General features: G+C 60.6%; 21 protein-coding genes. 10 read left to right on the forward strand and 11 right to left on the reverse strand.

Annotation, left to right across the window (positions count from 1 at the left end):
* Positions 1–25 precede the first annotated feature (25 nt).
* Positions 26–298, reverse strand: coding sequence for a hypothetical protein (locus tag WFM45_RS05745; RefSeq protein WP_126180994.1), 273 nt, complete (start codon positions 296–298; stop codon positions 26–28).
* 57 nt (positions 299–355) lie between these two features.
* Here WFM45_RS05745 and pepT point away from each other — a divergent pair, with 57 nt between their 5' ends.
* From pepT to WFM45_RS05770, 5 genes are all read left to right on the forward strand, one after another.
* Entirely contained in the window at positions 356–1,585 is a 1,230-nt protein-coding gene (gene pepT / locus WFM45_RS05750; protein WP_015377590.1) for a peptidase T, read from the forward strand.
* Between the two features lie 313 nt (positions 1,586–1,898).
* Positions 1,899–3,029 (forward strand): tail fiber domain-containing protein, encoded by a 1,131-nt coding sequence (locus tag WFM45_RS05755; RefSeq protein ID WP_044031421.1) that lies wholly within the window; start codon positions 1,899–1,901, stop codon positions 3,027–3,029.
* Positions 3,030–3,235: 206 nt separating this feature from the next.
* Positions 3,236–5,338, forward strand: coding sequence for an S-type pyocin domain-containing protein (locus WFM45_RS05760; RefSeq protein WP_243750859.1), 2,103 nt, complete (start codon positions 3,236–3,238; stop codon positions 5,336–5,338).
* Positions 5,335–5,607: a hypothetical protein gene (locus WFM45_RS05765; protein WP_015377598.1), complete on the forward strand. Its 273-nt coding sequence runs from the start codon at positions 5,335–5,337 to the stop codon at positions 5,605–5,607. The genes WFM45_RS05760 and WFM45_RS05765 overlap by 4 nt, the downstream gene beginning before the upstream one ends.
* A gap of 263 nt (positions 5,608–5,870) precedes the next feature.
* A complete protein-coding gene (locus WFM45_RS05770; protein WP_103085836.1) occupies positions 5,871–6,959 on the forward strand; it encodes a malate/lactate/ureidoglycolate dehydrogenase in 1,089 nt (362 codons plus the stop codon).
* Between the two features lie 41 nt (positions 6,960–7,000).
* Here the strand turns inward: WFM45_RS05770 and WFM45_RS05775 are convergent, their stop codons facing one another.
* From WFM45_RS05775 to phoP, 3 genes are all read right to left on the reverse strand, one after another.
* Positions 7,001–8,122 (reverse strand): ribosomal protein uL16 3-hydroxylase, encoded by a 1,122-nt coding sequence (locus WFM45_RS05775; protein ID WP_004941161.1) that lies wholly within the window; start codon positions 8,120–8,122, stop codon positions 7,001–7,003.
* An 84-nt stretch (positions 8,123–8,206) separates the two neighbouring features.
* Positions 8,207–9,664, reverse strand: a complete 1,458-nt coding sequence (gene phoQ, locus WFM45_RS05780) for a two-component system sensor histidine kinase PhoQ (protein WP_033633668.1) — start codon at positions 9,662–9,664, stop codon at positions 8,207–8,209.
* A gap of 5 nt (positions 9,665–9,669) precedes the next feature.
* Positions 9,670–10,341, reverse strand: coding sequence for a two-component system response regulator PhoP (phoP, locus tag WFM45_RS05785; RefSeq protein WP_004941169.1), 672 nt, complete (start codon positions 10,339–10,341; stop codon positions 9,670–9,672).
* A gap of 379 nt (positions 10,342–10,720) precedes the next feature.
* On the opposite strand from phoP, the gene WFM45_RS05790 reads away from it, so the two are divergent.
* Positions 10,721–11,740, forward strand: a complete 1,020-nt coding sequence (locus WFM45_RS05790; RefSeq protein WP_033645924.1) for an ADP-ribosylglycohydrolase family protein — start codon at positions 10,721–10,723, stop codon at positions 11,738–11,740.
* 4 nt (positions 11,741–11,744) lie between these two features.
* Here the strand turns inward: WFM45_RS05790 and WFM45_RS05795 are convergent, their stop codons facing one another.
* Positions 11,745–12,509, reverse strand: a complete 765-nt coding sequence (locus tag WFM45_RS05795; RefSeq protein WP_336954893.1) for a GntR family transcriptional regulator — start codon at positions 12,507–12,509, stop codon at positions 11,745–11,747.
* A gap of 138 nt (positions 12,510–12,647) precedes the next feature.
* On the opposite strand from WFM45_RS05795, the gene pdxR reads away from it, so the two are divergent.
* The 3 genes from pdxR to WFM45_RS05810 all read left to right on the forward strand — a co-directional run bounded on the left by pdxR (position 12,648) and on the right by WFM45_RS05810 (position 15,450).
* Positions 12,648–14,162: a MocR-like pyridoxine biosynthesis transcription factor PdxR gene (pdxR, locus tag WFM45_RS05800; protein WP_015377604.1), complete on the forward strand. Its 1,515-nt coding sequence runs from the start codon at positions 12,648–12,650 to the stop codon at positions 14,160–14,162.
* 115 nt (positions 14,163–14,277) lie between these two features.
* Complete coding sequence (locus WFM45_RS05805; RefSeq protein ID WP_336954894.1) at positions 14,278–14,730, forward strand: GNAT family N-acetyltransferase; 453 nt, start codon at positions 14,278–14,280, stop codon at positions 14,728–14,730.
* 15 nt (positions 14,731–14,745) lie between these two features.
* Positions 14,746–15,450, forward strand: coding sequence for a GNAT family N-acetyltransferase (locus WFM45_RS05810; RefSeq protein ID WP_033633284.1), 705 nt, complete (start codon positions 14,746–14,748; stop codon positions 15,448–15,450).
* 51 nt (positions 15,451–15,501) lie between these two features.
* Here WFM45_RS05810 and purB read toward each other — a convergent pair whose 3' ends face one another.
* Together purB and hflD are read right to left on the reverse strand one after the other, a co-directional pair.
* Entirely contained in the window at positions 15,502–16,872 is a 1,371-nt protein-coding gene (gene purB, locus WFM45_RS05815) for an adenylosuccinate lyase (protein WP_004941193.1), read from the reverse strand.
* A 22-nt stretch (positions 16,873–16,894) separates the two neighbouring features.
* On the reverse strand, positions 16,895–17,521 hold the full coding sequence (hflD, locus tag WFM45_RS05820; protein WP_004941196.1) for a high frequency lysogenization protein HflD: 627 nt from the start codon (positions 17,519–17,521) through the stop codon (positions 16,895–16,897).
* A 331-nt stretch (positions 17,522–17,852) separates the two neighbouring features.
* On the opposite strand from hflD, the gene kup reads away from it, so the two are divergent.
* Positions 17,853–19,721 carry a low affinity potassium transporter Kup gene (gene kup / locus WFM45_RS05825; RefSeq protein WP_015377607.1) on the forward strand — a complete coding sequence of 623 codons (1,869 nt, stop codon included), beginning with the start codon at positions 17,853–17,855 and terminating at the stop codon, positions 19,719–19,721.
* A gap of 50 nt (positions 19,722–19,771) precedes the next feature.
* Here kup and mnmA read toward each other — a convergent pair whose 3' ends face one another.
* From mnmA to rluE, 4 genes are all read right to left on the reverse strand, one after another.
* On the reverse strand, positions 19,772–20,872 hold the full coding sequence (gene mnmA, locus WFM45_RS05830) for a tRNA 2-thiouridine(34) synthase MnmA (protein WP_033633283.1): 1,101 nt from the start codon (positions 20,870–20,872) through the stop codon (positions 19,772–19,774).
* Between the two features lie 106 nt (positions 20,873–20,978).
* On the reverse strand, positions 20,979–21,425 hold the full coding sequence (locus WFM45_RS05835; protein ID WP_004941205.1) for an NUDIX hydrolase: 447 nt from the start codon (positions 21,423–21,425) through the stop codon (positions 20,979–20,981).
* Between the two features lie 9 nt (positions 21,426–21,434).
* Positions 21,435–21,773 carry a lysozyme inhibitor LprI family protein gene (locus WFM45_RS05840; protein ID WP_048323032.1) on the reverse strand — a complete coding sequence of 113 codons (339 nt, stop codon included), beginning with the start codon at positions 21,771–21,773 and terminating at the stop codon, positions 21,435–21,437.
* Positions 21,774–21,795: 22 nt separating this feature from the next.
* Positions 21,796–22,422, reverse strand: a complete 627-nt coding sequence (gene rluE / locus WFM45_RS05845) for a 23S rRNA pseudouridine(2457) synthase RluE (RefSeq protein ID WP_336954895.1) — start codon at positions 22,420–22,422, stop codon at positions 21,796–21,798.
* Positions 22,423–22,444: the final 22 nt, after the last annotated feature.

The following is a 22,444-nucleotide window of genomic DNA, read 5'->3' on the forward strand; positions in this document are numbered from 1 at the left end:
TTATCGTATTACTCTATCCCGTGGGCTAATGCAGATAGAACCGCAACTGGAAAAGACTGCCGGAGCTTGCGGGATACCCGCTGATCAAATGAAGCTCAAACCAGTTACGCCAATGGAAATTTTTCGAGCGCGCATGATAGACGCTGAATGCCGGAATTGAAAGCCGATCCGGCCCAGATGCCGCGTTTTTCATCATGATAGCGACAAATGACCCTGTGATGACAGCATTATTCCCCTCAGAAATCATCACAAAGATTAATGATATTGGCGAATTCTGGTTAAAAATGACCTGACGCAATATTTGATCCTGATCGGTTCCGCATAATGAAACGCGATATTCTGAGGGGCCGCTACCATGGACAAATTACTTGACCGCTTTTTCAACTACGTCTCTTTCGACACCCAGTCCAAAGCGAACGTAAAGCATGTGCCGAGCACCGACGGGCAGTTGAAGCTGGCGCGTGCATTGCAGCAGGAAATGATCGCGCTCGGCTTCGAGCGGGTGTCGCTCAGCGAACACGGCTGCGTGATGGGCACCTGGCCGGGTAACGTCGCCTGGCCGGTGCCGGCGGTCGGTTTCATCGCCCATCTGGATACTTCGCCGGATTTCAGCGGCAAGCACGTCAATCCGCAGATCGTCGAGAACTATCGCGGCGGCGACATTGCGCTCGGCATCGGCGATGAGGTGCTGTCGCCGGTGATGTTCCCGATCCTGCACCAGATGCTGGGGCAGACGCTGATCACCACCGACGGCAAAACGCTGCTGGGCGCCGACGACAAGGCGGGCATCGCCGAGATCCTCACCGCCATGGTGCGCCTGCGCGCGCGCAAGATCCCGCACGGCGACATCCGCGTGGCCTTCACTCCGGACGAGGAGGTGGGCAAGGGGGCGCAGCTGTTCGACGTGGCGGCCTTCAATGCGGAATGGGCCTACACGGTGGACGGCGGCGGCGTCGGCGAGCTGGAGTGCGAAAACTTCAACGCCGCCTCGGTGACGATCAAAATCCTCGGCAACAGCGTACACCCCGGCAGCGCCAAGGGGGTGATGGTCAACGCGCTGTCGCTGGCGACCCGCATTCATCTGGCGCTGCCGGCGGACGAAGCGCCGGAGACCACCGAAGGCTACCAGGGCTTTTATCATCTCAGCAGCATCAAGGGCAGCGTGGAGCGCGCCGAAATGCACTACATTCTGCGCGACTTCGAGCGCGAAGGGTTCGAGGCGCGCAAGCGTAAGATGGTGGACATCGCTCGCGAGATCGGCAAAGGCCTGCCGCGCGATTGCTATATCGAAGTCAGCATCGAAGACAGCTATTACAACATGCGCGAACAGGTGGCGGAGCACCCGCACGTGATCGCTCTGGCGCAGCAGGCGATGCGCGATTGCGACATCGAACCGGTGATGAAGCCGATCCGCGGCGGCACCGACGGCGCGCAGCTGTCGTTCCGCGGCCTGCCGTGCCCGAACCTGTTCACCGGCGGCTACAACTACCACGGCAAGCACGAGTTCGTGACGCTGGAAGGCATGGAGCAAGCGGTGGCGGTGATCATGCGCATCGCGGCGCTGGCCGCCGAGCGGGCGCGGTAAACACCTTCGTTCCCCGGCCGGCTTGGCCGGCCCGACTATGCTTTTCTGATCCGCCCGGCGGGGCCCAGCGCGCCCGCCGTTATCTTCTTCTGTTCTCTTTATGGTTCCCAGTCTCATGGTTGTTTCGTTCACCACACAACCCGCGGTGAGGGAATCCCATTATCCTTCGAGATAAAATGCTGTTTATGCATACAGTGTGGCTGTGTGCTTAACCGGTTTTACAGCTTCGGTGCGGTGAGCCCAGTCGCCAGGGGATGCTGGGGGAATGAGCGCTGTTAACCGCCATCAAACAGGACGTAAGAGGGTAACAATCATGGCAGAAGAAAAGAAAAATGCTCAGGTGATTAACGGCGTTAACGACGATATTACCGAACTGAAATCGCTGTCTACGCTGCGCCAGCGCGTGGTCAGCGACGGTGAAATCGTCTCCAAATCGGCCAATGGTTTTCGGCTGGCAAATGGCAATACCGGCGTGATGCTGCGTAATGATGGCCGCGATTTTTACGCGCTGGCGACGCCGGGCGGCCAAGCGCTTAACGGGCAGTGGAACACCTTGCGCCCGTTCTCATTCAATTTGGCGTCTGGCCGGGTTGCGATGCGCAATGGAGTGGATATTTCCGGCGGTGCGGTGGTGTCGCACAACGCGGGTATCTCCACCTCGACCACCGGCCCGACTCCGCTTATCAATGGTCAGGTTTATGATGCGGCTGCCATGCATACTAATTTTACCAGCGGCAACGTCACTACGGTGATGTTAATGGGCTCGCGGATTGTCGCTGGTAAAGAAAATTATGGATTGCTCTCTTATCGAGACTGGCAGGGTAACTGGAACGAACTGCAGGTAAGGCCCAACGCCGAGCTTTCTGTAGGGCAATTGACTAAACGCAACCCCGATGGATGGATTTGGGCTGCTGGTAACCGTAGTGTTGACAATGATAAGGGACGTATTACCAATGGATTGCATTTGCAGGGGCGATACGACCTGTATGCCAACCTTTATCATCATGAATTTGTCGGCTCTCACCATTCGCTGGTGCTGAATGTCGCCAACGGTGGTGGGCAAGGCTGGTACGAATTCCGTAATGATGGTAACGCCTACACCAACGGCGCCTGGCACAGCAGCTCCGATGCCCGCATGAAAACGGACATCACCCAAATTGCCGGTGCATTGGACAAGCTGGCCAATATTGGCGGCTACACCTACCTCAAACAGGGCGTGCCGGAGGCCGGGGTGATCGCTCAGGAAGTGGAGAGCGTATTGCCGCAGTCGGTGACCCAAACCGAATTGAAACTTAATGACGGTAGCGTGCTGAAAGATGCGCGGGGCATCAATATCAACGGCGTGGTGGCGTTGCTGGTTGAAGCGCTTAAGGAAGAGCGAGCGGCCCGAGAAACGCTGGAATCGCGGTTGGCAGCGTTGGAAAAAGCGATTACGTGCGCCTGAGTAATAACAATTTTTGTGGGTAGCGCAGAGTATTAACCGATAGTGCTGCTGGCGATAAGCACTTAAGAATTTACTCTGCTGCCACATCAACGAAATAAAAGGACTGGCATATGAGTGGCGGAGATGGAAAAGACAGCCGTGGCCCAACTGGTGGAATTAAAGGGGGGGCTTCAGACCAGGGACCCAATGTAGGGCACGGTGGATCTATGGATATAAATATTCCTGGCATGGGGGATGTGCATATCGATGGAGTACATGGTTTAAATCCCGGTAAAGATAACAGTACCAACTGGGATGATGGTAAAGGGAACGGTAATGGCGGCAGGGACAGTAGCAGCAGTGGAGATTCCCAGGGGGCAGCGATACGGCGGCAGGTTAACGCTATCAAAAATGACCCTAAAGTTAATAATATACTGAAAGATTTACAAAAAAAGGTACGTGCGGTTACAACTTATGCAAAGGTAGCTTTGAAAAGTGTTGAGGCTGACGGAAAAATACAGGTGCAGGTTGGTGAAATTCGTACAACCGATGAAGCCGCCGTCAGCAAGGCTATTACCTCTGTCTCACAAGTTAAAAATGTACTTGGCGTGGGGTTGCCTGCTCAAGGCGGGATCGTGTTCGCCGGTAATATCGATACCCATCATAGAATCGGTAATTATCAGAACATACCCAACGGCAACAATAACGGCAACAATTCTGCCGCAGAGGATAAGGCGTCATTAGCCACCTATTCCGAGGTGCTTAATGGAAAAATCCCACCGGGTTTCTGGCTTGATAATAATAGGGTGATGACTGAAATTACGGAGCAATATGAAATCAACGGCGGCGGCAAAGGGAGCGATCGCACAGGTTACCGGCAACGTAATGTCGAAGTGCCTTCTTTGACATCGGCCTATCAACAATTTAAGCAGGTAGAACGAGAAGTGGCCGAAGAGGCCCGAAAGGCGGAAGAGGCTCGCAGAGCCGAAGAAGCTCGTAAGGCCGAAGAGGCTCGCAAAGCCGAGGAAGCCCGAAAGGCGGAAGATGCACGCAAGGTAGAAGCAGCCAGAAAAGCGTTGTTCGCCAAAGCGGGTATTATGGACGCTCCGGCGTATACGCCGGAAAAGCTAAAAGCGGCCAATGCGGCGTTGGCGGCAGCAGGTGCCATGGTGCTCAACCGTGCGCCCGCGATGCTGCAGACGTCGGTAATCGGGCAAGGCGTGATGACGACCACGAGCGAACTGGCCGGCTGGGCAGCGAGCGCGTCGTGGCGGGCAGCCTACGAAATTGGCAGTATACGCGCCGGCACTGTGGTCGCTGCCGGATCGGTGCTGGGGGCTTTTGCCCTTGGTTTCTACCCGACGGAGGTCGGTGCAGGGAGCGACCGGGTACCCGGGCGGGATGTCAATCTGTTTGCCCTCCAGGCGAGCCTGGCGGCAGCGGGCCGGGCGACCATCCAGCCCGGCATGACCTCGGTCGATTTGCCGGTGCGCGGGTTTATCACCACCGACGACGACGGGAGACAGAGCGTCAATTTCGTCAGGACAGGCGTCGGCGGCGTATCGCCGAGTGTGCCGGTATTCAGACCCGTTCGCGATGAGCTGACAGGGCTGGACAAAATCACGCTGCCAGCGGTGGTGGGCGCACCGGCCAGAACGATACTGATCAACCCGGTGCCGACTGGGCCGGCCGCGCCGGCGCATACCGGCAACGGCTCACCGGGGCCTAAATCGCCAGTGCATACCGGCACCGGCATCAGGCAGGCGGACAGCATCGTGGTCACCACCTTCCCGGCGGATGTGGTGCAGGATCTGCAAGATTTTATCCTGTGGCAGCCGGATGCGACGGAGATTGGTGTAGAGGCCATCTATGTGATGGTGAGCAAGCCCTATGGTGAAACCAATGCCAGGGGCAAATACAGCGGTCGTGAATACAACACCAATAAAGCTGGAGGCCCCATTCAGAATCTGGATTGGAAAGGGGCCAGCATCGACCGTGCCGGCGTGGATAAGGTGAAGCTGCATACTGGGCGTTTTACAGAGTCAGACGCTAACAAAGTGATGATCGGCCGCCTGGAAAAAATCTTGAAGGGAGAACTGCCTCCCACCGATACTGACAGGCGATTTTATACACATGAGATCAGGGAATTGGAGCGTTATCGCAATTTGGGTATTAGAGATGGATCGGTGCCAGATAATCAAGGAGAAGTGTGGAATAATACGCATACTGCGACGTTGGAAGATTATCAATTAGGCAACAGCGAGGCTTTGCTCTATACGCAGGAGGCTTTAGACGCTGCTGAACAACAAGAGTTGAGGATGCTAAAATGATTGATTTAGAACGCTTGGCAAAAGAAGAAAAAATTTCTGACGTCATTGCCTTTTTGGTGAGAAATGAGGATGGGTTTGGTTATCCCCAAATGGATCGATTCTTTAGTCGCCATAATTTTACAGTAATTGGGAATGGTGAATTCAGACGGGTGTTCGAACAGTTACGTCAGAATGGCGTTATTGAATGGGGTGACAAAATGCTTGTTAAAAAAGGCCCCAACTGGAAAGAGCCGAAATTTGTAACCGAGAAAAAATACGGTATCGAATAGCTATATTTATGCTCTGATTAGTGCATTTTTAACCCCCAGCAAACGAAATTTTGTTGGGGGTTTTCTTTTTTGGCTGGTGGGGGCGCCATAACCTGAGCCTTGTGCCGGGTGGCTAAAGTAGCGGCGCCCGCTCTTTTCGTCGCCTGGGCTAACGTGCGGATACCATAGTTAAAACGGGACGCTTGCGATCGGCATAATCGCTTGCCGTAACAAGGCGTTGCTCATAGTGTGGAAGCCTATTCCCCACGCATAAGGACCGCATGATGAGCACCGAATACCGCATCGCCGGCTCGTATTTGACGCAGTTCGTTCAGGCGATTTGGCGCCAGGCCGGCAGCACGGCGCGCGAAGCCGAGCTGGTGGCCGATCACCTGGTGCAGGCCAATCTGGCCGGGCACGACTCGCACGGCGTCGGCATGATCCCCAGTTACATGGCATCGTTGGCGCAGGGGCAATTGCAGCTCAATCAACATGCCGAGGTGGTGCGCGACGCCGGCGCGGTGCTGACGCTCGACGGCGCGCGCGGCTTCGGCCAGGTGGTGGCCAGCGAAGCGATGGCGCTGGGCATTGAACGCGCCGGCAAGCTGGGCCTGGCGGCGGTGGCGCTGCACAACGCGCACCATATCGGCCGCATCGGCCATTGGGCGGAGCAGTGCGCCCGCGCCGGTTTTATCTCGATTCACTTCGTCAACGTGGTGGGCGATCCGATGGTGGCGCCGTTCGGCGGCAGCGATCGCCGCTTCGGCACCAATCCGTTCTGCGCCATTTTCCCGCGGCCGGGCCGCACGCCGCTGCTGTTGGATTTCGCCACCAGCGGCATCGCCTTCGGCAAGACTCGGGTGGCCTATAACAAAGGCTTGTCGGTGGCGGCGGGCTATCTGATCGACGAACACGGGCAACCCACCACCGAACCGAAGGTGATGCATGAAGCGCCGTTCGGGTCATTGTTGCCGTTCGGTTTGCACAAAGGCTATGCGCTGGCGGCGATGTGCGAGATCCTCGGCGGCGCGCTCTCCGGCGGCCGCACCACCCACGACGCCACGCTGAAAGCCGACAGCGACGCCATCTTCAACTGCATGACGACCCTGATCCTCGATCCTCAGGCCTTCGACGCCCCGCAAATGCAGGCCGAGGCCGAAGCGTTCATCGGCTGGGTGAAGGCGTCGCCGCCGAGCGGCGAACAGCCGATCGCGGTGCCGGGAGAATGGGAAGAGGCCAACCGCGCGGCGCGGCTGGAGCAGGGCATACCGATAGACGCCAATACCTGGCGGCAGATTTGCGCGGCGGCGGAGCAGGCGGGCATGGCGAATGAAGCGCTGGCCGGTTTTCGCGCGCAGGCGCGGCAAGCATAAAAAAAGCCACCCGATAGGGTGGCTTGTTCGCGTACTCGTAATCAGTCGTTAAAGTACCAATAGCCGCTGTTGACCAGCGCGGTCAGCAGCGCCAGGAACGACGGATCGTCCACCGCGTCGCCGAGCAGGGCGGCGTCAACGCTGAAGTGCTGGCACAGGGCGTCTGCGGCCTGCAGCTGGTCGGTGTCGATCAGCTCACCGTTGACGAAGCAGCGATCGCCGACGCGCAGCACGCGCAATCCGCCCAGGCGCTGCAGCGCTTCACCCTGTTGCAGCAGTTCGTAGATTTCCCCGGCCTGATACGGCGGCTCCGGCGGCGCCAGATCCAGCTCGTGGCGCGACTGGGAGATAAACTCGCCGAACCAGTGCTGGAAGTGTTCCGGCTGTTGCACCAGATCCAGCATCATCTGCCGTAAGGCGTCCACTTCCTGCGGCAGGATCTCCGCCGGGTGTTCGCGCAGTTTAACGTCCGGATCGCCGTAGCGTTTGCTGCCCAGCTCGCGCGCCAGCACGTAATCGGCGAAGCCGCTCACCAGCTCGCGGCCGTTTGGCGCGCGGAAGCCCACCGAGTAGTTGAGCGCGTTTTCCAGCGCGTAGCCTTCATGCGGGAAGCCCGGCGGAATATAGAGAATGTCGCCCGGCTCCATCTCTTCGTCGATGATGGCGTCGAACGGTTCGACCTGCAGCAGATCCGGGTGCGGGCAGTGCTGTTTCAGCGGCGTTTTTTCCCCGACGCGCCAACGGCGGCGGCCGGTGCCCTGAATGATGAACACGTCGTACTGATCGAGGTGCGGGCCGACGCCGCCGCCCGGCACCGAGAAGGAGATCATCAGGTCATCCATCCGCCAGTCCGGCAGTTGGCGGAACGGGCGCATCAGCGCGGCGGAAGGCTCATGCCAGTGATCTACCGCCTGCACCAGCAGCGACCAGTTGTTTTCGCTCAGGTGGTCGAAGCTCTCGAAGGGGCCGTGCGCAACCTGCCAACGGCCGTCCTGGTGGCTGACCAGACGGCTGTCCACTTCGTTTTCCATCGCCAGCCCGGCCAGCTCATCCGGGGAGATCGGATCGATAAAGTTTTTGAAGCCGCGCTTCAGAATCACCGGACGCTTTTGCCAATAACGTTGCAAAAAATCGTTCCAGTCCAGATCTAATTGATAATCCATGTTCTATTCCAGGATAGGGGAGTGAGCCTGAGTGCGATTATAACGGAAGTTTGGCCCCGTGGATCGGGGCCGCAGCGGCATAATTTACTCGTTGTGGTGGGTGTCGTGCTGGCGGGCGAAGGTGACCTGCATGCGCGCGCCGCCGAGCGGGCTGTCGCTGATGACGATTTCGCCGTCGTATTGCTCGATGATCTCCGCCGCCACCGACAGGCCAAGGCCCTGGCCGGGGCGCAGGGTATCCACCCGCTGGCCGCGCTGGAAAATCAGCTGGCGCTTGCTTTCCGGGATGCCCGGGCCGTCGTCGTCGATAACGATGGTGAGGTTTTTCTCGGAGTGCAGCGAGGTGATCTCCACGAACTCCAGGCAGTATTTGCAGGCGTTTTCCAACACGTTGCCCATCACTTCCATAAAATCGTTCTTCTCGCCCATAAAGGTCACTTCCGGCGAGATGTCCAGCGTGATCGCCACCCCTTTGCGCTGGTAAACCTTGTTCAGCGCCACCACCAGGCTGTCGAGCAGCGCCGGCACCGAGTGGATCTCGCGCGTCAACACCGTCTGGCCGGAGTTGATGCTGGCTCGGTGCAGGTAGTAACCGATCTGCTGCGAGATGCGCCCGATCTGATCCAGCATGATCGGCTCGGCTTCTTCGATGGTGGTTTGCTTGCCGCTGCGCAGCGAGCGCAGGGTGCTTTGCAGCACCGCCAGCGGCGTTTTCAGGCTGTGGGTCAGATCCGACAGGGTGGTGCGATATTTGGTGTAGCGCTGGCGCTCGTTGCGCACCAGAATGTTCAGATTGCGCACCAGCCCGCGCAGCTCGCTGGGCGGATTTTCGTCGAGCTGATCGCGCTCGCCGTTCTCCAGCTCGCCCACCTGATTGACCAGCGCCTTGATCGGCCGCAGGCTCCAGTAGGCCGCCAGCCACAGCAGCGGCACCACCAGCAGCAGGTTGGCCAACAGCACGTAGCTGAACCACTCCCACACCACGTCGGATCGCTGCAGCTCCTGCGGAATGCTGTCGACCACCACGATGGTCAGCGCCGGCAGGCGAGGCGTGGCGGCATAGGTGTTGACCGCCACCGAGTGGGTCAGCGCGTTCTGATCGGTATCGTCATAATTCTTCAGCTGATCCTGCGCTTTGGGGTTATCCCCCAGCACTTCGCTACTGATGCGGGTATCGGTGTCAATTTCGTAGAAGCCGGACTCCTGCAGCCATTCTTTGTTGATCAGCTTCTCGAGTTCCGGCACCTTGCGCTGGCTCCACAGCAGGTTGCCTTTATCGTCGTAGATAAATACCAGCGTCGGGAAGTTGAGATCGAGATCGGGGGGAATGGCGATGGTGAGCTTGTTGTCTTTCCACTGCGCCAGGCTGAAGAACAGGTTGCTCTCGCCGCGCAGCAGACGGAAGGCGGTTTTGTCGAAGCTGACGATATAGCCGACGACCGCCACCAAACCGTAAGAGAGCGACAGCGCCAGGATCACCCCGGCGGTCGCCATCAGGAAGCGGGCACGCAGCGAAAACGGTTTTTTATTCTTGTTGAACATCATGTTCACTTCGCGTCAAAACGATAGCCCTGGCCACGTACCGTGGTGATCACTTCATGCGGGTATTCCGCCTGCACTTTCTTGCGCAAACGGCCCATCAGCACGTCGATGGTGTGGCTTTCACGCAGTTCGGCGTCCGGGTAGAGCTGCAGCATCAACGAATCCTTGCTCACCACCTTGCCGGCGTTGCGGATCAGGGTCTCGATGATGGTGTATTCAAAGGCGGTCAGCTTGATCTGTTGATCGTTGACGCTCAGTTCGCGGCGCGACAGATCGATCTGGAACGGCGGCAGCACGATCACTTGCGAAGCCAGGCCGCTGTTGCGGCGCATCAGCGCCTGCATGCGGGCGATCACTTCTTCCAGGTGGAACGGCTTGGTGACATAGTCGTCGGCGCCGGCTTCCAGCACCGCCACTTTGTCCTGCCAGCTTTCGCGGGCGGTCAGCACCAGGATCGGCAGCTTGGTCTGATGGGCGCGCCAGCGGCGGATCAGGCTCAGGCCGTCCTCACCCGGCAGGCCGAGATCGACGATGGCGATATCCGGCGCGTGTTCCTGCAGGAAATAATCGGCTTCCTTGGCGTCTTCGGCCGCGTCGACCTGATGGCCCATCTCGCGCATCTGAACGGAAAGGTGGTGACGCAGCAAACCATTATCTTCAACAACCAGTACTCGCATGGCGAACTCCTGTGACTATGCGGGTGAACGTCCTGTCACCCACGCGATAAAAGGGAACACGCTCTGCGGCGTGTCAGGGAATAACGCGGCCACCTGAACCATTTTGACAAAAAGTGCTGAGGCTATGGTAGGTATAACCCGCCCGGCTCGCAAGAGAGCCGAAGCAATGTATTAAAATAAGCGTTATCAATTTGTTCGCCGACATTATCGACAAGCTCTGATAAACGTCGGATAAACAGCGGCGGGGCAACATTAAACGCAACTTAAACGCCCCGGGCATTGCCCGCGAAAGGGAAGTGTGAGCCGGGGCGCTTGATAAGCTTTAAAGGTACTAATAAGGTATTATTGAGGCAACGGTACATTTTCTCAGGAGCGACGGATGAAGCAGTTAACCCAGGCAGAACGCATAGCGGGCGCACTTTACGGACAGATGCTGGGCGACGCGCTCGGCATGCCTTCCGAGCTGTGGCCGCGCGAGCGGGTTAAGCGCCATTTCGGCTGGATAGACGGCTTTCTCGATGGGCCGGCGGAGAACACCGCCGCCTGTTACTTCAAAGCCGGGCAATATACCGACGATACCGCGATGGCGTTAGCGCTGGCCGATGCGCTGCGGGAAGCGGAAGGCGAGGTGGTGCCGGAACTGATCGCCCGCAACGTGATCCGCTGGGTGGACAGTTTTGACGCCTTCAACAAGAACATTCTCGGCCCCAGTTCCAAACTGGCGTTGAGCGAGCAGAAAGCGGGCACGCCGATCGCCGAGTTGGAAAACAACGGCATCACCAATGGCGCGGCGATGCGCATTTCGCCTTTGGGCTGCGTGCTGCCGTCCGCGCCGCTGGAGGATTTCTGCCAGCAGGTGTGGCTGGCCTCCAGCCCGACGCACAAATCCGACATCGCCGTCGCCGGTGCGGTGGCGATCGCCTGGGCCGTCGCGCGAGCGGTGGAGGGCGCGGACTGGGCCTCGATTCGTCTGGCGCTGCCGGGCGTGGCGGAGTATGCCCAGCGCCGGCAGGAGACGACGTTCAGCCCCTCGCTGGCGGCGCGCATCGAGTTGGCGTTTCAGGTGGTGGATGAGGCCGCCGATCCCGAGCAGGCCTCTGAGCGGATATATCAACTGATCGGCGCCGGGGTGAGCACCATCGAGTCGGTGCCGGCGGCGCTGGCGATGGTGCAGCTGGCGCAAACCGATCCTACCCGTTGCGCGGTGCTGTGCGCCAACCTGGGCGGCGATACTGACACCATCGGCGCGATGGCCACCGCTGTCTGCGGTGCGCTGCACGGTGCAGAAGCGATCGAACCCGGATTGCTGGCGGAGTTAAAACGGGTGAATCCGCTGGACGTTGAGGCGTATGCCCAGGCGTTCGTGCGTTTTCGCCGCCGCCGACAGGGCGAGGCGTAACGGATCAGCTTTCGCTGGTAAACTCATACATGTCGCTGCGGCAGAAGCTTTCGCTGTATTCGACAGGCTTCTTGCGGTGGTCGAACAGCGTCTGGCGCACGATCAGCAGCGGCATCGGTTCTGATAGCTGCAGCGTCCGGCGGATATCGTCGTCGGCCATCGCCGCGCTGACCTGGCTGCGCAGCGAGCCCATCTCCACATTATTGCGCCGGAAGTAATCGTAGAGCGAGATGCCAATCTCGTCGATGTTGGCAATCGCCGCCACCACCACGTAGGACACCGCCACCGACATCGGCCGCCGATCGATAAAGTGAATGCGTTTGAGTTGGTAGATCGGCGCTCCAACCGCCAGCTGGAGCCTTTCCGCCAGTTCGGCGCTGGCCGGCACCCGCTCGCGGCTGATCCATTGCGTGTCCGGCTGACGCCCCTGTTGCGCCGCCTCGCGCGAGAACCCTTTGATGTCCGCTAAGGAATAGCGCAGCTTCGGCGCGGGCCGTTGCGGCTGGATGAAGGTGCCGTAGCCGCGTGAACGGCCAATGATGCCGTCTTGCTCAAGGCAGGCCAGCGCTTTGCGCACCGTGATGCGCGAGATGCCGAGTTGTTCGGTGAACAGGCGCTCGCTAGGCAGGAAATCCCCCGCGCTCAGCAATCCTTGCTCGATAGCCTGGCGCACCGAGGCGTTAAAGCGCAGATACAACGGCATCGCGCCCGCGCTGGCCAGATCCTGCAGCAGTTTTTCCAGCAGACGCTGGTTGATCTCCTTGCTCATAGCTGACGGAAGTCCTGTAGCCGCAATGCGATGGCTTATTTAAGGGGATTTCGCCGGGCAGCGCAACTGCCGCCGCCGCTGGGAGAAATGAGGTAGAGTAGTGTGCTATCGCCCCAGGCTCGGAGAAACAGACTGCCCATGAGTGACACCCCACGACACGCGGACGACGCGGCAATCCTGGCAGCCTTCACCCAGCAGCGTCAGCAGGGGCTGACCCGACGTTCGGCGCTGCACCAGGCCCTGTTGCGGCTCATCACCGCCGGGGAACTGCCGTGGCGGGCGAAGCTGCCGCCGAGCCGCGCGTTGGCGGCCCGGCTGGCGGTGGCGCGTGACACGGTGGAACAGACTTACGCGCGGCTGGAGGCGGAGGGGTTCATCAGCCGAACGGTGGGGCGCGGCAGCTTTGTGCGTTATCGCTGCGATACGCTGCTCGGCCGTGAACTGCTGGCGACGCAGGCAGGCCAGGAGGCGCGGCTGGCGGAACGCGAGTTAAGCGATCGCGGCCGGGCGTTGCTGGCGGTCAGCCATACGCCGCACACCAGCCGCCAGGCCTCGTTGACGCCCTCGCTGGCGGATCTGCGGGCGTTTCCCATCGATTCATGGCTGCAGTGGGAAAAGCAGGCGCTGCGGCGGCACGGCGAGCGGCTGTTGGGTTATGCCGATCCGCAGGGCTTGCCGGAGCTGCGTGCGGAGATCGCGCACTATTTGCAGCGGGAGCGGGGCGTCAAGGCGACGGCGGAGCAGGTGATCGTGGTCACCAGCTCTCAGCAGGCGCTGGCGCTGTGCACGCAGGTGCTGTTCGATCCCGGCGATGCGGTATTCGTCGAAGAGCCGGGTTACCAGGGGGCGAAAAAACTGGTGCAGTCGGCGGGGCTGCAGGCGCGGCCGATCGGCATTGATGAGCAGGGGCTGGACGTCGGGCAACTGATGCAGGCTTCGGGCGGCGGGCGGGGCGTTTACATCACGCCGTCCCATCACTACCCGCTGGGGTACTCGCTGAGCCTCGAGCGGCGTCTGGCGCTGTTGCAGTGGGCCCAGCGTCGGCGGGCCTGGATCATCGAAGACGATTATGACGCCGAGTTCAACTACGATCGACAAACCAAGGCGGCGCTGCAGGGGCTGGACAGCGGCGGGCGCACGCTGTACATCGGCACCTTCAGCAAGACGCTGTTTCCGGGGCTGCGCATCGGCTTCATGATTGCGCCGCCGCAGCTGGTGCGGCCATTGGTCGCCGCCAGGCAGTTTCAGGACGGCTACACCTCGGCGCTGGCGCAGATGACGCTGTTCCACTGCCTGCACGAGGGCGGCTACGCCGAGCATCTGCGCAATATGCGCACGCTTTACAAGGCGCGGCTGGATGTGCTGTACGATGCGGTGCAACGCCATCTCGCACCCTGGACGCGCCCGGCCTTGCCGCAGGGTGGGCTGCAGCTGGTTTGCCCGTTGGCGGATGCGGCGACGGAGCGGCGGCTGGTGGCGGCGGCGGCCGAACGGGGCATCCGGCTGTACGGCTTGGCGGACTTCTACACCGGCGCGCCGCAGCGAGGGGCGCTGGTGCTCGGTTTCTCGGCCTACACGCCGGACGAGATCGTGCGTTTTATCGCCACGCTGGCGCAGGTGTTCAACGCGCTGCCGCGGGAAAACGGCGGTTAAAATTGGTCTGCTCGCCGTTTTGAATTGGTCCGTATTACGCCGTCGCTGCGCGGTGTATTCTGCCGCTATTCGGTTATTTCCCTAATGGAAATAATATCTTAACCCGTGAGGCGCTATGAACCCATCAAATCGTGAAGTGACCATCCGCAGAATCAATGGCGACGACAGAGCGCAATGGTTGGCGTTGTGGCAGGGCTATCTCGACTTTTACCGCGCCGAGGTGGCGCCGCAGGTGACCGATCGCACCTTCGAACGCTTGGGGCAGGATGAACAGGTGTACGGGCTGGTGGCGGAGGATGCCGACGGCCGGCTGCTGGGGCTGATGAACCTGGTATTCCATCCGTCCACCTGGAGCGTGGTGGGCTATTGTTATATCGAAGATCTCTATGTGTCCCCGCAGGCGCGCGGCCATAAAGTGTCGGAAAAACTGTTCGAACAGGCGTATCGGCTGGCGGAGGCGCGCGGCAGCGATCGGGTCTATTGGATGACCCAGGAGTACAACGCGCCGGCGCGTTCGCTGTACGACAAAATCGGCAGAAGAAGCTCGTTTATCGTGTATACCCGTTAACCGCAGGAGGCGCGTATGGCAATGAATCGTTATGGTCAGCCGATTGGCGAACCGATGCCGGATTGGCAGCCGGCTCGCCGCCCGGGCGGCGCAACGCTCGGCGGGCGTTTCTGTTCACTGGCGCCGCTCGATCCGCAACGGGATTACGCCGCGCTGTATGACGCTTTCCAGCTGGCGCCGGACGGCCGCGACTGGACCTATCTGTCTATCGAACGGCCCGACACGCCGGCGGCGATGTTGCAGCACCTGGAGACGCTGCAGGCCAACCCGACGCTGGTCAATCTGACGGTGTTCGACGCCGCCAGCGACGCGCCGGTGGGGACGGTGGCGCTGATGCGCATCGACGAGGCCAACGGCGTGCTGGAGATCGGCCACGTCAGCTGGTCGCCGTTGATGAAACAGCGCTCCAGCGCCACCGAAGCCATTGCGCTGCTGCTGCGTTATGCCTTCGACACGCTGGGCTATCGCCGCTGCGAGTGGAAGTGCGACAGCCATAACGCGCCATCGCGCCAGGCCGCGCTGCGCTTCGGCTTCCGTTACGAGGGCAACTTCCGCTTTGCGGTGATCGTCAAGGGGCGCAGCCGGGATACCGACTGGTTCGCCATCACCATTGACCGTTGGCCGGCGGTGCGGCAGGCGTTGGCGCGTTGGCTGAGTGCGGACAACTTCGATGCGCAGGGGCGGCAGATAGCCCGGCTGCAGGTGTTGCGCGGCGAATAATAAGCAAAAAGGCGGCCCGTGGGCCGCCTTGTCGTTGTGGGTCTAACGCGCTTACTTCAGCTCGTCGACCATGGTGGTGGCGCGGCCGATATAGTTGGCCGGGGTCATCGCCTTCAGACGGGTTTTCTCTTCTTCCGGCAGCGCCAGGCCATCGATGAACGCCTGCATGCCGGCGGCGTCCACGCGCTTGCCGCGGGTCAGCTCTTTCAATTTCTCGTAAGGCTTTTCGATGCCGTAGCGGCGCATCACGGTCTGGATCGGCTCGGCCAGCACTTCCCAGTTGTGATCCAGTTCGTCCAGCAGGTGCGCCTGGTTGACTTCCAGCTTGCTGATGCCCTTCAGGGTGGCCTGATAGGCGATCAGCGCGTAACCCAGGCCCACGCCCAGGTTACGCAGCACGGTGGAGTCGGTCAGGTCGCGCTGCCAGCGGGAAACCGGCAGTTTGCCCGCCAGGTGGCCCAGCACGGCGTTGGCCAGCCCCAAGTTGCCTTCGGAGTTTTCGAAGTCGATCGGGTTGACCTTGTGCGGCATGGTGGAAGAACCGATTTCGCCGGCGATGGTCTTCTGCTTGAAGTGGTTCAGGGCGATGTAGCCCCAGATGTCGCGGTCGAAGTCGATCAGAATGGTGTTGAAACGCGCTACGCAGTCGAACAGTTCGGCGATGTAGTCATGCGGTTCGATCTGGGTGGTGTACGGGTTCCAGGTGATGCCGAGCGAGGTGACGAACGCTTCGCTGAACTGATGCCAGTCCACTTCCGGGTAGGCGACGATGTGGGCGTTGTAGTTGCCGACCGCACCGTTGATTTTACCCATGATCTCCACGCGCTCCAGTTGGCGGTACTGGCGCTCCATGCGGTAAGCCACGTTGGCGAACTCTTTACCGACGGTTGACGGGGTCGCCGGCTGGCCGTGGGTGCGCGACAGCAGCGGGATATCGCGGTATTCCTGCGCCAGCCCTTTCAGCGCGTCGATGATCTTGCGCCAGTAAGGCAGCACCACGTCCTGACGGGCGCTTTGCAGCATCAGCGCGTGCGACAGGTTGTTGATGTCTTCGGAGGTGCAGGCGAAGTGGATGAACTCGGACACCGCGTGCAGCGCAGGCACCGCCGCCACTTTTTCCTTCAGGAAATACTCGACCGCTTTCACGTCGTGGTTGGTGGTGCGCTCGATGGTTTTGATGCGCTGTGCGTCTTCTTCATTGAATTCCGCGACGATTTTGTCGAGGAAAGCGTTTGCGTCGGCGTCAAAAGCGGGAACTTCCTTGATTTCTGCGCAGGCGGCCAGTTTTTGCAGCCAACGTACTTCAACCTGTACGCGGAATTTCAGCAGACCGTATTCGCTGAAAATGGGGCGCAGTGCGCTGACTTTATCACCGTAGCGTCCATCAACGGGGGAAACGGCGGTCAGTGAGGATAATTCCATCGGTAGCAACTCCTGGGATCGATTAACAATGAGCAACGATATTTTGCGCCTGCTTGAACAGACGATTACGGGAAAACATTAACTGCAGGCGGCTGCCGCCGACCTGTTGCCACAGCACGGCGGCGCGAATGCCGGCCAGCAGCGTGGCGCGAACCTTGGCCTGCACCTGTGGGTTCTGCAGGATGGCCGGCGAGCCGGTCACCTGGATGCGCGGCCCGAGCGGGCTGACCACGTCGACGTAAATGCCGGCCAGCGCGCTGATGATGGTGTCCGATTCAAGATCGAAGTGCGCCAGCTGGCGCTCGAGCTGGCCGAGGCGTTCGCCGAGCGTGTTCATCGCCTGTTTGTTGGCGTTGAGCTTGCGCTCCAGCACCATCAGGCTGATGGTGTAGCGGGTCAGTTCCGCGCCCGGCCCTTTGTTGTTGGCATTCAGCACGCCCATCAGGGTTTCGAGGCCGACCATCAAATTGCGTTCTTCGCCGCCGAACACCGCCAGCGTGGAGGGCGGATCCATTTGCAGCAGGCTTTTCAGCGAGGTCTGAAACGCTTCGCGGTTGCATTGCCCTTCATGGGCCAACTGCTGAACCAAACGCGCCGACTGGCTGATGCCCGCCATGGCCAGCGTGATGTCATAATAATTCTTCGCCACGATGACTCCTGTAAACGCGGTGAACGGTACATGGCTTACTGCATAAGGTTGTGTGTATCGCAGGGGTAACGGCGGCGGCCGCGAACGGTAACGATCGGGCGTGGCTGTAACAACGATGACAACGAATGCCGCGGATCATGCCACAAAATCGAGGGTAAACCCAGCGTCTAATACGTCTGCGGTGAGGCGGAGGTGCCGTGCGGCGCAGAACTGCGCAAATAGGCGACGAAAATCGCCGGCGCGGCGGCGCGAACTTATTGTTGCTGCGGCAAATAAAGTGCGGCGGCTGCATCTATACTGCCAACGTGAACCCTCAAATAAAGACCTTTATATGCACGTAAAAAACAAGCAGCCACTGCCGGCGGTGACGCTGGCGGCCATCGGCGTGGTGTACGGCGATATCGGCACCAGCCCGCTGTATACCCTGCGCGAATGCCTGACGGCGGAGGAGGGCATCACCCTGACGCCGGCCTCGATTTACGGCTTTTTATCGCTGATTTTCTGGCTGCTGACGCTGGTGGTGTCGATTAAATACATTTGTTTCGTGATGCGCGCCGACAACGACGGCGAGGGAGGCATTCTGACGCTGATGTCGCTGGCGATCCGCAAGCTGGATGCGCGCTGGGTGCCGGCGGCGGTGCTGATCGGGCTGGTGGGCGGCAGCTTCTTTTACGGCGATGGGGTGATCACCCCGGCCATTTCGGTGCTCTCGGCCATCGAGGGGCTGCAGATTATCGCCCCCGAGCTGGACAGCTTTATCGTACCGCTGTCGCTGCTGGTGCTGACCGCATTGTTCGCGATCCAAAAACGCGGCACCGGCAGCGTCGGCAAACTGTTCGCCCCGGCGATGGTTATCTGGTTCCTGACGCTGGCGCTGCTGGGCCTCGGCGGCATTTTGCATCACCCCGGCGTGCTGCGGGCGCTGAACCCTTACTGGGCGGTGAATTTCTTCCTCGAATACAAGGCCGTGTCGTTCTTTGCGCTGGGCATGGTGGTGCTGTCGGTCACCGGCGCTGAAGCGCTGTACGCCGATATGGGCCACTTCGGTAAAAAACCGATCCGCCTGGCGTGGTTTACGCTGGTGGCGCCGGCGCTGGTGCTGAACTACTTCGGCCAGGGGGCGCTGCTGTTGGCCAACCCGGCGGCGATCAATAACCCGTTCTTCCTGCTGGCGCCGACCTGGGCGCTGATCCCGCTGCTGGTGATCGCTACGCTGGCGACGGTGATCGCCTCGCAGGCGGTTATCTCCGGCGTGTTCTCGCTGACGCGGCAGGCGGTGCGGCTGGGTTACCTGCCGCCGATGCGCATCATCTATACCTCCGATCAGGAGTCCGGGCAGATCTACATTCCGGTGGTGAACTGGCTGCTGTTCGCGGCGGTGCTGATCGTGATCGTCAGCTTCAAACACTCCAGCAACCTGGCCTCGGCCTACGGCATCGTGGTAACCGGCACCATGCTGCTGTCGTCGATTCTGCTGAGCATCGTGGCGGTGAAAAACTGGGGCTGGCCGCGCTATCTGGGCGGGCTGATGCTGCTGGTCATGCTGTGCATCGACGTGCCGCTGTTCGGCGCCAACCTGATCAAGCTGGCGACCGGCGGCTGGCTGCCGGTGGCGCTCGGGCTAATCATTCTGCTGATCATGCTGACCTGGAAGACCGAGCGTTCGCGCCTGATCCGCCGATTGCGCGACAATCAGGAAGGGCTGAGCGCGCTGATCGAGTCGCTGGAGAAGGCGCCGCCGAAGCGGGTGCCGGGCACCGCGGTGTTTATGGAGCGCACGCCGCATGCGGTGCCGCTGGTGCTGTTGCATAACCTGAAGCACAACAAGGTGCTGCACGAGCGCGTGGTGCTGCTGACCATCGTCACCACCGACATGCCGTACGTGCACAACGTGCAGCGGGTGGCGATCGAACAGCTGTCGGCGAGTTTCTGGCGGGTGGTGGCGAGCTACGGCTGGCGCGAGACGCCCAACGTGACGGACATTCTTTACCGCTGCGGGCTGGAGGGGATGAGCTTCACCATGAACGAGACCTCGTTCTTCATGTCGCGCGATACGCTGGTGCTGGGCAAACGGCCCTGGTATCTGCGCGTGCGCGGCAAGGTGTTCCAGCTGTTGCAGCGCAACGCGCTGCGGGCGCCGGACCTGTTCGAAATCCCGCCGAACCGGGTGATCGAGCTGGGGGCGCAGGTGGAATTTTGAATAAAAAAACGCTGCGGTAAACGCAGCGTTTTTCTTGGGCGGCAGGCGAATTACGCCAGGCGCTGTTCGATGATGCCGCCGCCGAGGCAGATTTCGCCCTGGTAGAATACCGCCGACTGACCGGGGGTGACGGCGGAGACCGGCTCGTCGAAACGCACTTCGATGCGTTCGTCGTCGAGCGGGGTCACGGTGCAAGGGATATCCTGCTGGCGATAGCGGGTCTTCACCGTGCAGCGGAACGGGCCGCTCAGCGGCAGACGATCCACCCAGTGCAGCTGCTGCGCGATCAGGCCTACGGACATCAGGCGCGGGTGATCGTGCCCCTGCGCGACGACCAGCACGTTGTTGGCCACGTCTTTATCCACCACGTACCACGGATCTTCGCTGCTGTCTTTCAGGCCGCCGATGCCCAGCCCTTTGCGCTGGCCCAGGGTGTGATACATCAGACCCTGGTGTTCGCCGACGGTCTGGCCGTCAACGCTGACGATCGGGCCCGGCTGGGCCGGCAGGTAGCGGCCGAGGAAGTCGCGGAACTTGCGCTCGCCGATAAAGCAGATGCCGGTAGAGTCTTTCTTCTTGGCGGTGACCAGCTCCAGTTGCTCGGCGATGCGGCGCACCTCCGGCTTCTCCAGCTCGCCGACCGGGAACAGGCTCTGCGCCACCTGCTCGTGGCTCAGGGTATAGAGGAAGTAGCTCTGATCTTTGTTGCCGTCGACGCCGCGCAGCAGGCGGCTTTTGCCGCCCACGTCCTGGCGGCGCACGTAGTGGCCGGTGGCGATGAAATCGGCCCCCAGATCTTCGGCGGCGAACTCCAGGAAGGCTTTGAATTTGATCTCTTTATTGCACAGGATGTCCGGGTTCGGCGTGCGGCCGGCCTTGTACTCCTCCAGGAACAGCTCAAACACGTTGTCCCAGTATTCCGCCGCAAAGTTCACCGTGTGCAGTTCGATGCCCAGCTTGTCGCAGACCGCTTGCGCGTCGGCCAGATCGGTCGCGGCGGAGCAGTACTCTTCGTCGTCGTCTTCTTCCCAGTTCTTCATGAACAGCCCAGCGACCTGATAGCCCTGTTGCTGTAACAGATAGGCGGTAACGGAAGAGTCGACGCCGCCGGACATACCGACGATTACTTTTTTCTGGCTGTTGTCTGACATGGGGATCTCACGAACTTGAACACGAACCGTGCTGATAAAAACAAGCGCAGGATTTTACCACGTTGGCCGCGCCGGCGCACTGTTCATCTTGTGCTGCCCGGCGCCCTTAATGCGGCCAGGCGAAGCTGCCGACCAGCGACAGCGGGTAGCGCTCCGGCTGCTGATAGCTGCGAATGCTCTCCGCCACCAGCGCGGAACGCAGGTTGGGCGCCTGCAAAATCTCGTCGGCGCTCAGCCACAGGCAGCGATCGATGTCGCTGTCGTGCGGCTCGGTCGGCAGCGGCTGTTCCAGCTCGATGACGAAGCAGAAGCGCAGAAACGGCGTGCGATCCGGCGCGATCCATTGGTGCAGGCGCAGGAACGCCTGCGGTGTGGCGCGGATGCCGGTCTCTTCCCACAGCTCGCGCTCGGCGGCCTGCACCAGCGTCTCGTCGGCCTCCAGATGGCCGGCCGGCTGATTCCACAGCGCTTTGCCGTTGATGGTTTCTTCGACAATTAAAAATTTGCCGGCGGCGTGCACCACGCAGGCGACGGTGACGTGCGGTTTGAACATGCGGTCTCCTTACAGCGGTTTGTCGATGCGCCGGTAGATATCGTCCAGCTCGGCGATGCGGGTGCGGTAACTTTGCAGCAGGCAGGCGGTGTCACCGCCGCACCGCTGGCGCTTGGTCAGCCAGGCTTGCTGGCTGTCCTGCATCGCGCCGCGCGCGCCCATGGCGAACAGGCCGCGCAGAAATTGATATTTGGTGGCCATTTGCACGTCCAGATCGTTCAGCGTGCGGTTGGCGCAGATGGCGCGTTCATCGCTGCCTGCCGCCTTGGCGCAGTCGAAGCTGGCGGCAGGGGCGGCGAACGGGGCCGCCAGAGCGGCGAGCAGCAGCGCGATCGGAACGTGTTTCATGGCGCCTCCATCAGTTATCGGTCTACAGGGAATCGATGGTTTTCCATTCACCGGGCTGCAGTGAACCCAGCGAAAGATTACCCATACTGTAGCGAATCAGGCGCAGGGTAGGGAACCCGATATGCGCCGTCATGCGGCGCACCTGGCGGTTTCGCCCTTCGAACAGGGTGATTTTCAGCCAGCTGGTGGGGATGGATTTACGCTCGCGGATCGGCGGATTGCGCGGCCACAGCCACTGCGGCTCGGCCACCAATTCCACCCCGGCGGGCAGCGTGGGCCCGTCTTTCAGCGTGACGCCGCTGCGCAGCGGCGCCAAATCACTCTCCTGCGGCGCGCCCTCGACCTGCACATAGTAAATTTTGCCGGTGCGTTTGCCAGGCTGGGTGAGCTGCGCCTGCAGCTGGCCGTCGTTGGTCAGCACCAGCAGCCCCTCGCTGTCGCGATCCAGGCGCCCGGCGGCGTAAACGTCGGGGAAGGGGATGTACTCTTTCAGCGTGGCGCGGCCGGCTTCGTCGGTGAACTGCGGCAGCACGTCGAAGGGCTTGTTGAATAACACAATGCGGCGCGGCCCCTTCGGCGCGGCGGATTTGGCGGCATTCGGCTTGCTGAATCGTTTAACGTTGTGATTTCTAACAGAGAATTTTTTCATAACGGTTGAGATTACGGATGAT

It is taken from the genome of Serratia sp. KG1D (assembly GCF_037150675.1).
In the GTDB taxonomy this organism is placed as follows: domain Bacteria; phylum Pseudomonadota; class Gammaproteobacteria; order Enterobacterales; family Enterobacteriaceae; genus Serratia; species Serratia nematodiphila.